The sequence below is a fragment of the Nocardia sp. NPDC046473 genome (assembly GCF_040645995.1).
In the GTDB taxonomy this organism is placed as follows: Bacteria; Actinomycetota; Actinomycetes; order Mycobacteriales; family Mycobacteriaceae; genus Nocardia.
Genome location: NZ_JBEYZJ010000013.1, coordinates 139,404 through 153,559, shown reverse-complemented (window position 1 = coordinate 153,559; position 14,156 = coordinate 139,404). Strand labels below are relative to the sequence as shown.

General features: G+C 66.2%; 16 protein-coding genes. 9 read left to right on the top strand and 7 right to left on the bottom strand.

What is annotated here, in order from left to right; translation table 11 throughout:
- Nucleotides 1-63: 63 nt before the first annotated feature.
- The 3 genes from ABZ942_RS39495 to ABZ942_RS39485 form a co-directional block, all read right to left on the bottom strand.
- Nucleotides 64-777 (bottom strand): protein phosphatase 2C domain-containing protein, encoded by a 714-nt coding sequence (locus tag ABZ942_RS39495; RefSeq protein ID WP_357391368.1) that lies wholly within the window; start codon nucleotides 775-777, stop codon nucleotides 64-66.
- Between the two features lie 70 nt (nucleotides 778-847).
- Nucleotides 848-1,687, bottom strand: coding sequence for an SGNH/GDSL hydrolase family protein (locus ABZ942_RS39490; RefSeq protein ID WP_357391367.1), 840 nt, complete (start codon nucleotides 1,685-1,687; stop codon nucleotides 848-850).
- Between the two features lie 191 nt (nucleotides 1,688-1,878).
- A complete protein-coding gene (locus ABZ942_RS39485; protein WP_357391366.1) occupies nucleotides 1,879-2,451 on the bottom strand; it encodes a helix-turn-helix domain-containing protein in 573 nt (190 codons plus the stop codon).
- Nucleotides 2,452-2,536: 85 nt separating this feature from the next.
- Here ABZ942_RS39485 and ABZ942_RS39480 point away from each other — a divergent pair, with 85 nt between their 5' ends.
- The 3 genes from ABZ942_RS39480 to ABZ942_RS39470 all read left to right on the top strand — a co-directional run bounded on the left by ABZ942_RS39480 (nucleotide 2,537) and on the right by ABZ942_RS39470 (nucleotide 4,484).
- Nucleotides 2,537-3,418: an SDR family oxidoreductase gene (locus ABZ942_RS39480; RefSeq protein WP_357391365.1), complete on the top strand. Its 882-nt coding sequence runs from the start codon at nucleotides 2,537-2,539 to the stop codon at nucleotides 3,416-3,418.
- Between the two features lie 305 nt (nucleotides 3,419-3,723).
- A complete protein-coding gene (locus tag ABZ942_RS39475) occupies nucleotides 3,724-3,909 on the top strand; it encodes a hypothetical protein (protein WP_357391364.1) in 186 nt (61 codons plus the stop codon).
- A 170-nt stretch (nucleotides 3,910-4,079) separates the two neighbouring features.
- Nucleotides 4,080-4,484 (top strand): hypothetical protein, encoded by a 405-nt coding sequence (locus ABZ942_RS39470; RefSeq protein WP_357391363.1) that lies wholly within the window; start codon nucleotides 4,080-4,082, stop codon nucleotides 4,482-4,484.
- Nucleotides 4,485-4,566: 82 nt separating this feature from the next.
- On the opposite strand, the gene ABZ942_RS39465 is transcribed toward ABZ942_RS39470, so the two are convergent.
- Nucleotides 4,567-5,127 carry a TetR/AcrR family transcriptional regulator gene (locus ABZ942_RS39465; RefSeq protein WP_357391362.1) on the bottom strand — a complete coding sequence of 187 codons (561 nt, stop codon included), beginning with the start codon at nucleotides 5,125-5,127 and terminating at the stop codon, nucleotides 4,567-4,569.
- A gap of 127 nt (nucleotides 5,128-5,254) precedes the next feature.
- On the opposite strand from ABZ942_RS39465, the gene ABZ942_RS39460 reads away from it, so the two are divergent.
- Both ABZ942_RS39460 and ABZ942_RS39455 read left to right on the top strand, forming a co-directional pair.
- Nucleotides 5,255-5,743 (top strand): DUF4383 domain-containing protein, encoded by a 489-nt coding sequence (locus ABZ942_RS39460; protein ID WP_357391361.1) that lies wholly within the window; start codon nucleotides 5,255-5,257, stop codon nucleotides 5,741-5,743.
- An 88-nt stretch (nucleotides 5,744-5,831) separates the two neighbouring features.
- A complete protein-coding gene (locus ABZ942_RS39455; protein ID WP_357391360.1) occupies nucleotides 5,832-6,197 on the top strand; it encodes a DUF2087 domain-containing protein in 366 nt (121 codons plus the stop codon).
- Here ABZ942_RS39455 and ABZ942_RS39450 read toward each other — a convergent pair.
- A complete protein-coding gene (locus ABZ942_RS39450; RefSeq protein ID WP_357391359.1) occupies nucleotides 6,183-6,572 on the bottom strand; it encodes a VOC family protein in 390 nt (129 codons plus the stop codon). The genes ABZ942_RS39455 and ABZ942_RS39450 overlap by 15 nt on opposite strands.
- A 249-nt stretch (nucleotides 6,573-6,821) precedes the next feature.
- Between ABZ942_RS39450 and ABZ942_RS39445 the strand changes: the two genes are divergently transcribed.
- Together ABZ942_RS39445 and ABZ942_RS39440 are read left to right on the top strand one after the other, a co-directional pair.
- A complete protein-coding gene (locus tag ABZ942_RS39445) occupies nucleotides 6,822-7,673 on the top strand; it encodes an alpha/beta hydrolase (RefSeq protein ID WP_357391358.1) in 852 nt (283 codons plus the stop codon).
- Nucleotides 7,666-8,268, top strand: a complete 603-nt coding sequence (locus ABZ942_RS39440) for a WHG domain-containing protein (RefSeq protein WP_357391357.1) — start codon at nucleotides 7,666-7,668, stop codon at nucleotides 8,266-8,268. The genes ABZ942_RS39445 and ABZ942_RS39440 overlap by 8 nt, the downstream gene beginning before the upstream one ends.
- 94 nt (nucleotides 8,269-8,362) lie before the next feature.
- Here the strand turns inward: ABZ942_RS39440 and polA are convergent, their stop codons facing one another.
- Nucleotides 8,363-11,107: a DNA polymerase I gene (gene polA, locus ABZ942_RS39435; RefSeq protein ID WP_357391356.1), complete on the bottom strand. Its 2,745-nt coding sequence runs from the start codon at nucleotides 11,105-11,107 to the stop codon at nucleotides 8,363-8,365.
- Nucleotides 11,108-11,451: 344 nt separating this feature from the next.
- Here polA and ABZ942_RS39430 point away from each other — a divergent pair, with 344 nt between their 5' ends.
- Both ABZ942_RS39430 and ABZ942_RS39425 read left to right on the top strand, forming a co-directional pair.
- The gene (locus tag ABZ942_RS39430; RefSeq protein ID WP_357391355.1) at nucleotides 11,452-11,670 is read left to right on the top strand and encodes a hypothetical protein; all 219 of its coding nucleotides are present in this window, start codon (nucleotides 11,452-11,454) and stop codon (nucleotides 11,668-11,670) included.
- A gap of 133 nt (nucleotides 11,671-11,803) precedes the next feature.
- Nucleotides 11,804-12,442, top strand: coding sequence for a hypothetical protein (locus ABZ942_RS39425; RefSeq protein ID WP_357391354.1), 639 nt, complete (start codon nucleotides 11,804-11,806; stop codon nucleotides 12,440-12,442).
- A 9-nt stretch (nucleotides 12,443-12,451) separates the two neighbouring features.
- Here the strand turns inward: ABZ942_RS39425 and ABZ942_RS39420 are convergent, their stop codons facing one another.
- The gene (locus ABZ942_RS39420; RefSeq protein ID WP_357391353.1) at nucleotides 12,452-14,134 is read right to left on the bottom strand and encodes a DUF885 domain-containing protein; all 1,683 of its coding nucleotides are present in this window, start codon (nucleotides 14,132-14,134) and stop codon (nucleotides 12,452-12,454) included.
- Nucleotides 14,135-14,156 lie beyond the last annotated feature (22 nt).

Below are 14,156 nucleotides of genomic sequence, written 5' to 3'. Positions count from 1 at the left end.
GGCGTGGCCAGAGCGACACATGCTCGCCTCACATAGCGAAGTGCGGCTCCATCGGCCGATAGATCAGTCGACGCGGATCACAATGGCGGTGGCGTTGTCGTTTCCGCCTGCTCTGTCGCAGGTGGCCAGCAGGTTGGTGATGACGGACTGCGGCGGCTCGTCGCGGTGGAGGAAGGTGCGGAGGTCGTCGTAGGTGACCTGCTCTGATACTCCGTCGGTACACAGTAGGTAGCGGTCGCCTGGGCGCATGGTCACGCTGAGCACGTCGGGTTCGACTGCGCCGAGACCGACGTAGCGGGTCAGGTGGTAGCGCGCCGACGCGGCCTGCGCGGAATCGAAAGGGTACCAACCGTTTACGGCTCCGAGCCAGGCCATCGTGTGGTCCGTCGTCAGGAGTTCGAGCAGTCCGCTGCGCAACCGGTACACGCGTGAGTCACCGATCTGAACGAGCCAGTAGCCCTGAGGTGTCGCCACCATGGCGGTCAGCGTGCATCCGGCCAAACTCCGCAATTCCTGGCCGATTTGGCCGACCCGGGCGTCGGCTGCGGCCACTGCGGCACGGAATGTGTCCGGCCCAGGTTCGGGGTCCCGGGTGAGGTAGCCGACGAAGAGATCGACCGCGGTCCGTCCGGCGGCGGCGCTGCCCGGGCCATCGCCCATACCGTCGGCCACCACGGCGAGCAGCGGTTGTTCGCGTAGGTAGGTGACATCGAAATTCGCCGGATAGCGTCTGCCGATGTCACTACCCACAGCGGCCTCGATCACGGGGCTTCGCACCCGCGAATTCTGACATACCGTGCCCGCGTCGGCTTTTCCTGGAGAGCAGCCGAACGCGGGCAATCGGTGCCTACGACCCGTTCGAGGTGACCGACTCGAGGGCTGCTTGCCCGGTGGCCGAGTTCAGCGTCGGCAGGTAGCCGCGGGCGTAGCCATCCGCGGTGGGGTGATAGGACTCGACAGGGTCGGCAATGTTCAGTTGGTTGATCCACGGATCGCCGCCACAGATTCCGTGTCCAGCGAAGCGGGGGGTCGGGTTGGCGAAGGTGAATCCGGCGGACTGAGCGCGGGTTCCGGTGACCCGGTTGAGTTCGTCGGCTCCGTGGTTGAGGGAGTCGCGTTTGTGGAGACTGAAGCTGAACGGGCAGGCGTCGCGTTCGAAGAGTCGGGGGTACCCCAGGACGACGACCTTGGCCTTCGGCGCTTTGGCTTTGATTTCTTGGTAGAGACCATCGAGGCGACCAGGCAAGGTGCGGTTGGCATAAGCGATGCCCTTATTTACTGCCGCGTCGCAAGCAGCGTCGCTGGCCGGGAATACACAGGAGCGCAGGATGTCGGAGAAACCGGCATCGTTGCCGCCGGCGGTGATCGTCACCAGGCTGGTCCGGTCGCTCAGCGTATTCAGTTGGCTGGTGCGCACGTCCTGGGTGGTGGCGCCGCTGCAGGCTTTGAAGGAAAACGAGCCCACCGTATGGGATTTCGCCCATAGTGCCGGGTAGCCGGCGTCGCTGCGGAGACAGTCGCCGCTGTCGGACCGGTAGTCGCCGGTGCCGACGCCCGAAGAATAGGAGTCGCCGAGTGCGACATAGTCGGTGGGTGCCGGGGTGGGTGCGGCAAGGGCGGCGGTGGCGGGCAGCAAGGCGGTCACGAGTGCGGCGAACGTCACCTGTAATGCACGGGCGCGAATCATTTTTTGCTCCAGGGAGAGGGCACAGCAGCGGCGCAAAGGTGTGGAAAACACTGCCGTTTACCAGAAATGGCTACGTGCAGTGGCGAGAAACAGAAGGGGGCAAAGCAACAATACGAACTGTTCGACTGCACAACCAAAGCCGTTGTTCCCCAACGCTTGACATGCGGCAATAGGCAACTGGGGAGTTCTGGTCAGCCCAACGATGCGCTTGCCGCCCGCAGCTCCTCCAGGGCCGCCAGGGCGTACCCGGCGAGCTCGTCGTCGGCGTCTCCCTCGGACCATTCGGCGTATCCCCGCTTGAAGGCGAGCAGGCCGAGTTCGCTCGCGAGCGCCGCGGTCGGGTCGGGCACGCCGCGCGCGATCAGCGCGGTGGTCATCGCGGCGGCGAGGCTGACGCTCTTGAGGGCGTCACGCTCCTGAAGTTCGACACTGGAGGCGATAGCCGCCTTCAAGCGCGGGGCGAGCTCGCGACTCGTCGGGCCCATCGCGCTCGCGGCGCGTACGAGACCGGCAGCGACCGCCTCGAGCGGGGTGGCACTACCGGGCGCCTCGGCGATTCCCTCGGCCAGCAGCTGACTCAACGTCTCCTGCCCGGCGACCAGCAGCTCGCGCTTATCCGGAAAGTGCCGGAAGAAGGTGCTTTTGGTGACCCCGGCGCGTTCGGCGATCTGCGCGACCGTCGTGGCGTCGTAGCCCTGCTCGGTGAACAGGTCGACAGCGGCCACTACGAGGCGTTCGCGCGCGCCTGGTTCCCATCGAGCCATGCGCTCATCATATGTGACGGGACTTTTGTCCCGTCGTACTGTTACAGTGATGGGACAAAAGTCGCATCACTTGAGGAGAGTTCCCATGCGTGTTTTTGTCACCGGCGGCACCGGCCTGATCGGGTCCACCGTCGTCGCGGAGTTACTCGGCAACGGACACACCGTTCTCACACTCGCTCGCTCCGACACGTCCGCGCTGGCCGCCGAGGCCGCAGGCGCGGAGCCGCTCCGCGGCGCGCTCGCCGACCTGGACGTTCTTCGCGCGGGCGTCGCCCAGGCCGACGGGGTGATCCACCTGGCATTCGCCAACGACTTCAGCAGCCCCGAGGCGCTGGCGCGTGGGGTCGCCGAGGAAACCGCCGCGCTCGCGACCCTCGGTGCGGAACTCGTCGGCAGCGACCGCCCCTTCGTCACCGCCTCGGGCACGCCGTGGGTGCCGGGCCGCGCCGCCACCGAGGCCGACCCGCCCCCGACCGACGGGCCGGTCGGCGGTCGCGGTCGTGCGGTGCTGGCGGTCCTCGAGCTGGCCGCGCGCGGAGTCCGCAGCTCTGCCGTGCGCCTGCCGCGGACGGTGCACAACGAGGGCGCAGGCGGATTCGCCGGTGTCCTCACCAACGTCGCACGCCAGACCGGAGTGTCCGGCTACCCCGGCGACGGCACCCAGCGCTGGCCCGCAGTGCACGCACTCGACGCGGCAGTCCTCTTCCGGCTCGCCCTGGAACAGGCCGAAGCTGGTACCTCCTGGCACGCCGTTGCCGACGAGGGCGACACGGTACGTGACATCGCCGCAGTCATCGGCCGACGACTGAACCTCCCGGTCGAGCCGGTACCAACGGAAACCTACGGCCCCCTCGGCCCGATCTTCGCCGCAGACCAGCCCGCCTCCAGCACCCACACCCGCCAGACACTCAGCTGGGAACCAAAGCACCCCAGCCTCCTGGAGGACCTGGAGAACATCCAGCCCTGACTTGACTCGGACCGCTGAGATGAGGGAACTCGGGCCGCGTTCCCTCAGGGTGGATAGTCGCCGGTCTCGGCGGTCCAATCGGTCGCCGCGGCCGACACGGACTCCGCGGTGAACCGACTTCGGATGACGAACGGATCGCCAGCGCGTATGTGGTGTCGCCATGGTGGTGAGAACTCCAAATCCAAACCGATGCTCAGATCGATCAGATTCGCATCGGTCCTGGCGGCGGAAAAGGACAGGTTCGGCTCGATGAACCTCAGTGCGGCGCTTGGGTGTTCATTGCTATCGACAGCAAATTCAGTCGCATGCCGAAGCCACCGCCCCAGCTCTCCAACACAGTCCGCATGCACCGCAAACTGTGCACCGCGGGCGTGGACGCCGACCTACACGTCTTCGAGGCCATGCCCCACGGCGGATTCGGCGGCGATACGCCAGAAGACCTCGACCGCGCCGCCGCACAGCGCCACTTCCTCGCGAAACACGGCTTCTGACATCCAGAGCCGAACGATCGAACGTTCCAGAGGCGTTGGCGGCCAACCGATCAGCCGATGGCCGTCACCCGCCTGGTTCGCGCGGAACGTTGCGCTCACCGGTCGAGTACTAGACCCGGCCAGTCGTCGAAACATCGCGAATTCTGGTCCGGTTGTGATGCAATCGGCCGGTGCGGGGCTGGGTATTCGTGACGCTAGCGGTGTACGCGACCGTGTTCGCGGCAGTCGGCGTCCGGAACCATCTCCACGATCTCGTCGCGTCCGGGCCCGACGCATATCTCTATGCGCCACACCCATTTCGAGAATTCTTCGTCGCCCTCGCCGTCATCGACGCCGTTATCGTGGTGTTGATCGTGCTGCGGCGTCCGGTGGCGCCGATCCTCGCCGCCGCGGTCGTCGCAGTGGATCTGACCGGGAACTGGATCAGCGACTGGCAGTACTACCACGACAACCTCGGCTGGCTTGCCGCAAACAAGGGCGGGCTGATCCAGCTGACCGCCTTCGCGGTATTCGTGTTCGCGACAGCCATCCCGCTGCGTCGCGCCCTACAGCGCCGGGCAGCGCAACGCCGCTGAATCGCGGTTCGAGTCGAGTCATGCCGACCTATTGCCGTGGTTCATCGACGAACAGGATCGAGCCGCCGGCCGAGGAGCTCGGTCATGTTTTCAGTGCGCGTTCCAGCCCGGCGGCGACGCGGTCCAGCGGCTCGACTGTGCCTTCGGTCCGGCACAGTACGAGCGCGCCCTCCAGGCCGGCGATCAACAGCGTCGCCAGATTCGTGGCGTCGGGTTCGTGGATTCCGTTGCGTCGCAGGCATTCCCGGAACGGTTGCTGCCATCGGCGGAACACGTCACGCGCGGCGGTGAGCAGCGCCGGGTCCTCCGGCCCGGCGCCGAGGGCGATGGCGGCGATCGGGCAGCCGGGCGGGTAGCCGCCGCCGGTCATGACCATCTTCGCGCCGGCCATGATCGCGCGCATCGCCGAGACCGGGTCCAGGTCTGCGCATACCGCTTCGATGGCCGGGCCGACCGCGGCGTCGGTGAGGGCGAGGACTTCCTCGCCGAGTTCGGTCTTGCCGCGCGGGAAGTGATGGTAGATGACGCCGCGGTGGGTCCCGGCCTTCTCGACGATCTCGCGGAAGCCCGTCGCGGCGTAACCCTGCCCGCGGAACAGCAGCGCGGCCTGCCGGATCATCCGCATCCGTGTATCGCGCGCCACCGCACCTCCCCGGCCTCGTCCTTGACTAAGACAGTAGTCCTAGAACATACTCGCACCCAACCGTCTAGGACACCTGGCCTAGAAATGCGGGGCACCCCCGTACCCGACATACCGGAGGTCCCGCGCCATGCTGTTCGACGCCTTTCGCTCCCTAGCCCTGCGTTACGTCACGGCGATCCTCGAAACACCGTTGCAGTTCTTCGTTTTCGTGGCCGGAGCATGGTTCACCGCCAACGGAGTGATCGCCTTCGGCATCTACCCCGATATGGCCTTCGGCGGCGATATGCACTCATGCACCATCCAGTTCCTTGGGTTCATCCCCGTCACCGTGAACGGCTGGCATGCCCTCTTTCACCTACTCACCGGACTGGCCGGGCTCGTCCTCGCGCCCGTATATGCCCGCGCGATCGCCTACACCTGGACCTGCGGACCGTTCTACCTGCTGATCGCGGCGCTCGGATTCTCCGGCGGCGACCACGTCCTGCACCTGATGGCAGTCGACACTTTCGGCAACATCGTGCACACCATCGAAGGCACCATCCTGCTCGCCGCCGCGGCACTGGCCGCGTTCACCGCACGCACCACCACCACTCCCGCTGCCGCCCAACCCAATTGAACGACGCGCGTTGGTGTCCGCCGAACTGTCGTGTGGCCGGTTCGAAATCCGGTTGCGACAGCGTGAGCGGTCGCATGACACTGAGGGCATGAATGAGGCGAAGGCGTCCGTCCCCGTTCGACCGCGCCCCGACGGCGGCAGCGGTAGTAGTGACCCGGCCATCGATCGTCTCTTCCGCGATGGCCGGTTGATGTCGATGCCGTCGCTGAAGTCCCGGCGTCGCGCGTTGCGGGAGATGCTGCTCAGCCACATTGCCCGCACTCGTTTCGAGCCGGACGTTTTCTACACCGAGGGGCAGGTCAACGAGCGTCTCGCGGAAATCTTCGATGATTACGTCGCTCTACGCCGCTATCTGGTCGTGTCCGGCCGCCTCGATCGCACCCGCGATGGCGCCCGCTATTGGTTACCCGGTGCCGAGCAGTCCGAGGCATCGGTTGTGTCAGCTGAGTGCTGAATCAGCGAGGCGCCATGGTGGATTGCGTCGGTTTTCCCCGCCGTAGAACAGGCACAGTAGATGTCCGTCGGGATCGCGAAGCCGCGCCTCTCGCCACAACCATGACTGGTCACCGGGCGGGCTGTCGAACACAATGCCTGCGTCCGTCAACCGCGCACACTGATCATCGAGGTCATCCGTCTCGAAGTACACAGTCACGTGCTCATCGTCGGAGACCGCCTGGACCAGATCGACCGAGAACGTACTGCCACCGTCTGGACATTCGAACCGCATGTAGTGGTCGTTCTTGACGATCAGTCTCAGTCCGAGAAGTTGATAGAACCGCTCGGACCGAGCAAGGTCGGTGCTCCCCACGGTGACCTGATTAAGCCGCATTCACTCACTATGCAACCTCGAGCGCAGTCGAGGTCAAGTCGGCCACCCCTTCCACGGGTCCGTGCTACTCCGCCGCACGAGGCGAACCGGCCAGTGCCGCAAGCCATTCGTGCTGTGGGTGGATACGGGCGAGCCATTCCGACGGCCGCCCGCATCGACTCCCAGATCCTCAGTCAGGGGTTGACGCCCGAGGCTAATGCGATTAGCTTTAGTGGCTAAGGCAGTTAGCTTTTCTCGGAAGGTAAGACCATGACGCAGTATGTGGACATCGACGGCGGCCGGATCGCGTACGACGAGAGCGGCACCGGTCCGCTGGTGGTGCTGTCGCACGGGATGGGCCTGGACCGGCAGGTCTATCGGCACCTGATCCCGCTGCTGGTCGGCGCCGGATACCGGGTGGTCAACACCGATATGCGCGGCCACGGCGAGTCGAGCATGAACTGGGCCTCGGTTACCGGCAAGGCGGCCATCAGCCGGACCGACGTGGCCGAGGATCTGCTCGCGGTCATCGAGAAGCTGGGCGGTGGGCCTGCGATCATCATCGGGAACTCGCTCTCGGGCGGATCGGCCACCGTCGCTGCCGCGCGGCGGCCGGACCTGGTGCGGGCGATCGTGGAGATCAACCCGTTCACGCTGACCCAGAAGACCGATATCGCAGCGCTTCTCACCAACTCGCGCCACCGGCGCGGCATGGTGCCGCTGATGGGCACGATGATCTTCAAGAGCGTCGGCCAGTGGCTGAAGTACCTGAGCGTGGCCATTCCGGTCAAGCCCACCGACTACGACGAGTACCTGGCCGCGGTCGCGACGAAGCTGCGCGAGCCCGGCCGGATGGCCGAGTTCATGAAGACCGGTGAAACGACGCCTGCGGACGCGGAAGCGCAGTTGCCCAACGTAACTCAGCCCACACTGATCATCATGGGCTCAGCCGACCCCGACTTCCCGAGCCCACAGGCCGAAGGCGAACGCATCGTCGCCGCACTGCCTGCCGGGTTGGGCAGCCTCGTCGTGATCGACGGCAGCGGGCACTACCCACAATTCGACGCCGCCGAGCGCACCGCCGAGGTGATCCTGCCGTTCCTGAAGGAACATCATGCCTAGGGTCGGCCTGAACAGAACCGACGTCGTCGCCGCAGGAGCCGCCCTCGCGGACGACGTCGGTTTCGCCAACCTCGCACTGGGCACGCTGGCCCAGCGGGTGGGTGTGCGCACCCCGTCGCTGTACAAACACATCGACAGCCTCGCCGATCTGCGCCACGGCATCGCCGCCCTGGCCATCACCGAACTCGACCAGCAGGTCCGCGACGCCATGCAGGATCGCTCCGGAACCGAGGCGCTGGCCGCGTTCGCCACCGCCTTCCGCAACTACCTTGTCGCCCATCCCGGCCGCTACGCCGCCACCATCGGCGAGCCCTACACCGGACCGGAAGATCCCATGCTGCACAGCGGTTCCCGGATACTCCAGTCCCTGGAAGCGGTCCTGCACGGCTACGGCATCGACGAGACCGACATGGTGCACGCGATGCGCTCGATACGCGGCGCCCTGCACGGATTCGCCACCCTGCAAACGTCCGACGGCTTCCAGTGGAGCGAAGACACCGACGCCAGTTTCGACTGGATGATCCGGTTCATCGACCACGGGCTCACCCAAATCGGCTCGCGCCGAACCGATCTCCACGGACCGATCACCGACTGATCCGGCCCGCGTACACACAGAAGGCCTGACGATCTGTCCCTGATTCCTGATCATGTTGCGCGCCGACCAAATTCGGCGCGCAACATCGTCATCGTCAGTGGGCGGCGTTGTCCCAACTGCGGCCGGTCCCGACGGAGACGTCCAAGGGAACGGACAGGTGGATGGCGGCGGCCATTTGTTCCTTGGCGAGGGCCTCGAGGGTTTCCTTTTCGCCTTCGGCCACCTCGAACAGCAATTCGTCGTGGATCTGCAGGAGCATCCGGGAACGCAGACCTGCTTCCTGGATTGCCTTGTGCACGTTGATCATCGCCACCTTGATGATGTCGGCGGCGGTGCCCTGGATGGGGGCGTTGAGGGCCATGCGTTCGGCGGCCTCGCGGCGCTGGCGGTTGCTGGAATCGAGGTCGGGGAGGTAGCGGCGGCGGCCGAAGAGAGTGGAGGTGTAGCCGACCTTACGGGCTTGTTCGACGACCTCGTAGAGGTAATCGCGGATGCCGCCGAAGCGGTCGAAGTAGACGTCCATTTGTTCTTTGGCTTCGGTGGTGCTGATCTTCAGCTGGGCGGCAAGACCATACGAGCTGAGACCGTAGGCGAGGCCGTAGGACATCGCCTTGATGCGGCGGCGCAGTTCGGGGGTCACCTCGGCGATCGGGATGTCGAACGCCTTGGAGGCCACGAAGGTGTGCAGGTCTTCGCCGGAGTTGAAGGCCTCGATCAGCGCCTCGTCCTCGGAAAGGTGCGCCATGATGCGCATTTCGATCTGGCTGTAGTCGGCGGTCATCAGCGACTGGTAGCCGGCGCCGACGACGAAGGTGTCGCGGATCTGCCGGCCGGTGTCGGTGCGGATCGGGATGTTCTGCAGGTTCGGCTCGGTGGACGAGAGGCGGCCGGTGGCGGCGATGGTCTGGTTGAAGGTGGTGTGGATGCGGCCGTCGTCGGCGACGCACTTCAGCAGGCCGTCGACGGTGACCTTGAGCCGGGTCGCGTCGCGGTGCTCGAGCAGGTGCTGCAGGAACGGGTGCTCGGTCTTCTCGAACAGCGACTCGAGCGCATCGGCGTCGGTGGTGTAGCCGGTCTTGGTGCGCTTGGTCTTCGGCATGTCGAGCTCGTCGAACAGCACCACCTGCAGCTGCTTGGGCGAGCCGAGGTTGATCTGCTTGCCGATCACCTCGTAGGCGGCGTTGGCAGCCTCGGACACCTTGTCGGCGAACTGGCGCTGCAGCGTCTCCAGCTGGTCGGTGTCGACCGCGATGCCCGCGTCCTCCAGGTTGGCGAGCACGCTGAGCAGCGGCAGCTCCATATCCTCCAGCAGCGGCACGGATTCGATCTGCTGGAGTTCGGCGTCGAGCGCGTCGGCCAGGTCGGCGACGGCCCTGGCGCGCAGCATTTCGGTCTGCGCGAGCTCGGCGTCGACGGTGTCCTCGTCGTCGAGCAGCGACAGCTGCGGGGTCTCGTCGGTCTCGGCGCGCAGCTCGCGGCGCAGGTAGCGCAGCGAGAGGTCGTCGAGGTTGAAGCTGCGCTGGCCGGGGCGGACCAGATAGGCGGCCAGGGCGGTGTCACTGGTGAGGCCGCCGAGGGTCCAGCCGCGACCGCGCAGCGCGTGCATGGCGGCCTTCGCCTCGTGCAGCGCCTTCGGCACGGCCGGGTCGGCGAGCCAAGCGCCTAGGGCCGCTTCGTCTTCCGGAGTGAGGATGGCGACGTCGATGTAGCCGCTCTCACCGTCGGCGGCCGCGATGGCGAGCGCACGCACGTCACCGTTACCGGGGGTGCCGGTGCCGACGATCGAGACGCCCTGCCGGACACCGGCTTTCGCGTGCTCGGCGAGCCAGTCGGCGACCGCGCCGACCTCCAGTGCGCCGCCGCTGATCTCGAAGCCGGCCTCGGCCTCGGGCTCCTTCGGGGCCAGCGTCTCGAACAGCCGGTCGCGCAGCACGCGGAATTCCAGGTCGTCGAAGAGCTGATGGATCTTGTTGCGATCCCACGGCGCCTGCGCCAGTTGGTCCGGTGTGTAAGGCAGCGGCACGTCGCGGATCATCTCGGTGAGCTGACGGTTGAGCACCACGCTGCTCAGGTTGGCGCGCAGCGCGTCGCCGACCTTGCCCTTCACCTCGTCCACCTTGTCGACGAGGCTGTTCAGGTCGCCGTATTCGCGGATCCACTTGGCCGCGGTCTTCTCCCCCACGCCGGGGATGCCGGGCAGGTTGTCGCTCGGGTCGCCGCGCAGCGCCGCGTAATCCGGGTACTGGGCCGGGGTGAGACCGTACTTGGCGAACACCTCATCGGGGGTGAACCTGGTGAGATCGGAGACACCCTTCTTCGGGTACAGCAGCGTCACGTTGTCGTCGACCAGCTGGATGGCGTCGCGGTCGCCGGAGACGATCAGCACCCGGAAGCCCTGCGCCTCGGCCTGCGTGGTCAAGGTGGCGATGAGGTCGTCGGCCTCGAAACCCTCGATCGCCATCACCGGGATGCCCATCGCGCCGAGCACGTCCTTGGTGAGTTCGACCTGCCCGCGGAACTCGTCCGGCGTCTGCGAACGGTTCGCCTTGTACTCCGGGTACGCCTCGGTGCGGAAGGTCTTCCTCGACACGTCGAATGCCGTCGCGATGTGCGTCGGCTTCTCGTCGCGCAGCAGGTTGATCAGCATCGCGGTGAACCCGTACACCGCGTTGGTGGTCTGCCCCGTCACCGTTTTGAAGTTCTCCGCCGGTAGCGCGAAGAACGCGCGATAGGCAATCGAATGCCCGTCCAACAACAGCAGAGTCGGCCGGTCACCCGACGCGGTATCGCCGGAGCCGGACGCGGTGGCAGGACGCTGAGCAGTCGTGGGTGAACTCACGCCACAGAGTCTAGGGACCAGCACCGACAAGGTGATACGCCGACACCCATGCACAGTGCATCGAGTCCCGTCCACCTCGCCGAGTGACCCAGATAACACCAGCCTCGTACGATCCCGGCTTCCAGCGGCCTCGAGGCACCGGTCCGTGCCTGGAAAATGCTGCGGGGCAGCGCCGTAGCCGCTGACATAATCGAGGGATGTCGACCAACCGTCGTCGGCGCCTCATTGTCACCGCTCCCGAGAACACGGGTGCGGACTACGAGAGTCCACGGCCCCACCTCGAACGTTTCTGGACCGACGCGAGTGGTCTGACTTGGCGTCGACGAGGGCAGGACCCACTCCCCATGGCACGCGCCCGTCGCTTGCTGCGCAGACCCGACACGATCGTGTACCACGTGTACGTCGGACCGGCACACGAGCACGTCGGCGAAGAGCGAGACGACCTCGTGCGCCGGCTCGAGGAATTCTGGGCAGGCCGGGCCCAACCCATGGCCGACTTCTTCCTCACCGAGTTCCGCGACTCCGACCACCGCGTCCTGGTCATGATCGTGGAGCACTGCTGAACCGAATCGCCTTGCCGGGCAAGACCGCAACTCACTGCCTGCGTATGTTCGACGCACCGGTGCCGGCCTGCGGTACGGCATACGATTCCGTTGCTGTACCGGCCGCAGTGTCACGAGGAGTACGAAAAATCCGATGGTCCGTTCCGCCGAAGCCGTGCACGCTTATCTGATCGACCAGGTCAACCTCATGCTGCGCCGACTGGAGATGTACGGCGGCGAACCCGCGCTGTGGACGCTCTTCGACCACCTGTTCTTCCTGGAAGACGCGGACAACGGCGTGCAGGACCTGCATGAATCCTGGCGCGCCCGCAACGCTTTCACACCCACCGGCGTCAAGGGCGCGCTACAACGCCACCTTCCCGGCGACCTCGGCTCAGCGCTGCCATCGATGTATGCCGAGGCCGCTCGGCAACGCGGGTGGCTCCGCCTCGACCGGACACTGACCATGGACGAGCACACGCACCTACGCACTTCGATCGAAACGTTCGTCGCGGAAAACCGCACCTGGCGCGATGTGCTCGACGCATTCGGCGAACCCAGCGTGCTGTTCGGCGGGACGAACCCGCGATACGAGAAGACGCTGGCCTACGCAACCGCAGACAAATCAGACCCGATGGTCTTCTTCCACCTGTGGAACGGCTCCGATCCGGACACGAAGACCTGGCCGAAGCACGCCGAACCGATCCTGCTCGCGACGCGCTACGGCACCGGCCCGTTCGCCGCGTCCTTCTCCTTCACGCCCGAGGGCCGCCCACCCGAGACCGAAATCTGAGGCGGCGGATCACGACAGCAGCGTTGCTACGAGTTCGCGTAGGACGGGGAGGCTCACCGAGCCGGAGCCGAGAACTGTGTCGTGGAAGGGCTTGATGTCGAAGGCGCTGCCGAGGCGTTCGGTGGCGGTGAGGCGTTGGCGGCGGATTTCGAGTTGGCCGATTTTGTAGGCGACGGCCTGGCCCGGCATGCCGATGTAGCGGTCTACCTCGGTGGTGATTTCGGCGATGCCTGCGGGGGCGTTGGCGACCATGAAGTCGATGGCCTGTTGCCTGGTCCAGCCTTTCGCGTGCAGGCCGGTGTCGACGACGAGGCGGCAGGAGCGCAACGAGTCGCCGGAGAGCATGCCGAGGCGGCCCAAATCGTCCTCGTACAAGCCCATTTCGTCGGCGAGGCGCTCGGTGTAGAGCGCCCAGCCCTCGACGAACGCGGTGTTCGCGTAGGACTGGCGCTGGAAGCGAGGCAGGTGGTCGAGCTCGTTGGCGATAGTGAGCTGCAGGTGGTGGCCGGGGATGGCCTCGTGGAACGCCACCGCGGCCGTCTCGAACCGGCCGCGACCGGTGGGATGGTAGGTGTTGACGAAGTAGGTGCCCGGTCTGGAACCGTCCGCGGCGGGCGGAAAGTAGTACGCCGCAGGCGCGTCCGCGGCAAGGAAGTCGGGCATCGGGACGATGTCGCACGATTCCTTGGGCAGCCTGCCGAACCAGTTGCCCATCTCGGCATTCGCCGAAGTGAGTGCGTGGCGGGCGTCGAACATGATCTGCTCGCCGTCGACGTAACACAGCGCCGGATCGTCGCGCAGCCTGGCGAAGATCTCGCCGAGCTCGGCGGTGCCGAACAGCCGCTCCCCGATCGTCGCGTATTCCTCACGCAGCGCCGCCAGCTCGGTGAGGCCGAGCTCATGGATCTCGTCGGCGCCGAGGTCGGGCAGGGTGGTGTGATAGCGCAGCTGGCGGCGGTAGATGTCCTCGCCGTCCGCGCCGAGCCAGCACAGGCCGGGCTTGTCGTCGGGGCGGCTCGCGGGCAGCAGCTCGTCGAACAGCACCTCCCGGTAGCTCTGGAACGCCGGGCGAATGATATCCCTTGCCACGTCGGTCAATTCGGCCCGCCAGTTGGCCTCGCCGTCCCAGTCCGGCGGACCGGCGATGGTGACGAACGGGTCCGCCGACAGCTCCGAGGCCAGGTATCCGTCGAGCTGGTTCAGCGATCGTTCGAGGGTGATCCGCGCCGGTGTCCGGCCGGCGGCGAGCCCGTCTCGGAACCGCACGACCGCCTGCCCGAGCATGTCGCCGAACTGCCGATACCGCAGCACGAGCGCCCGCGCGTTCCCCGGCGTCGGCGCGTTGGTCTGCGGCGCCATCGTCAGCGCGTAGGCGTGCACGCCCTCCATTTGATCGGAGGCCATTTCCAGCGGCCGCCATTCCAGCCGCTCGATCGCACCGGACAATTCGATGCGCAGCAGGCTGCGGGTGACTCGGTCGGTCGAGTCGAGCGCGGCGGCGTCGAGCGCGTCGACCTGACGCAACAGGTCACGCCAGGTCGACAGCAAACGCTCCTCGGCCGCGCCGGACAGATCCTCGATGCGGTCGTCGAATCGACGGTCGCCGAGCAGTGTAGCGTCGCTGGGTTTCGCCTCGAGGAAGGTGTCCCAGTACCGCTCGGCCAGACCTGTCAGCTCATCGTGACCATTCATGGTGACGATCATGCCTCGAGGA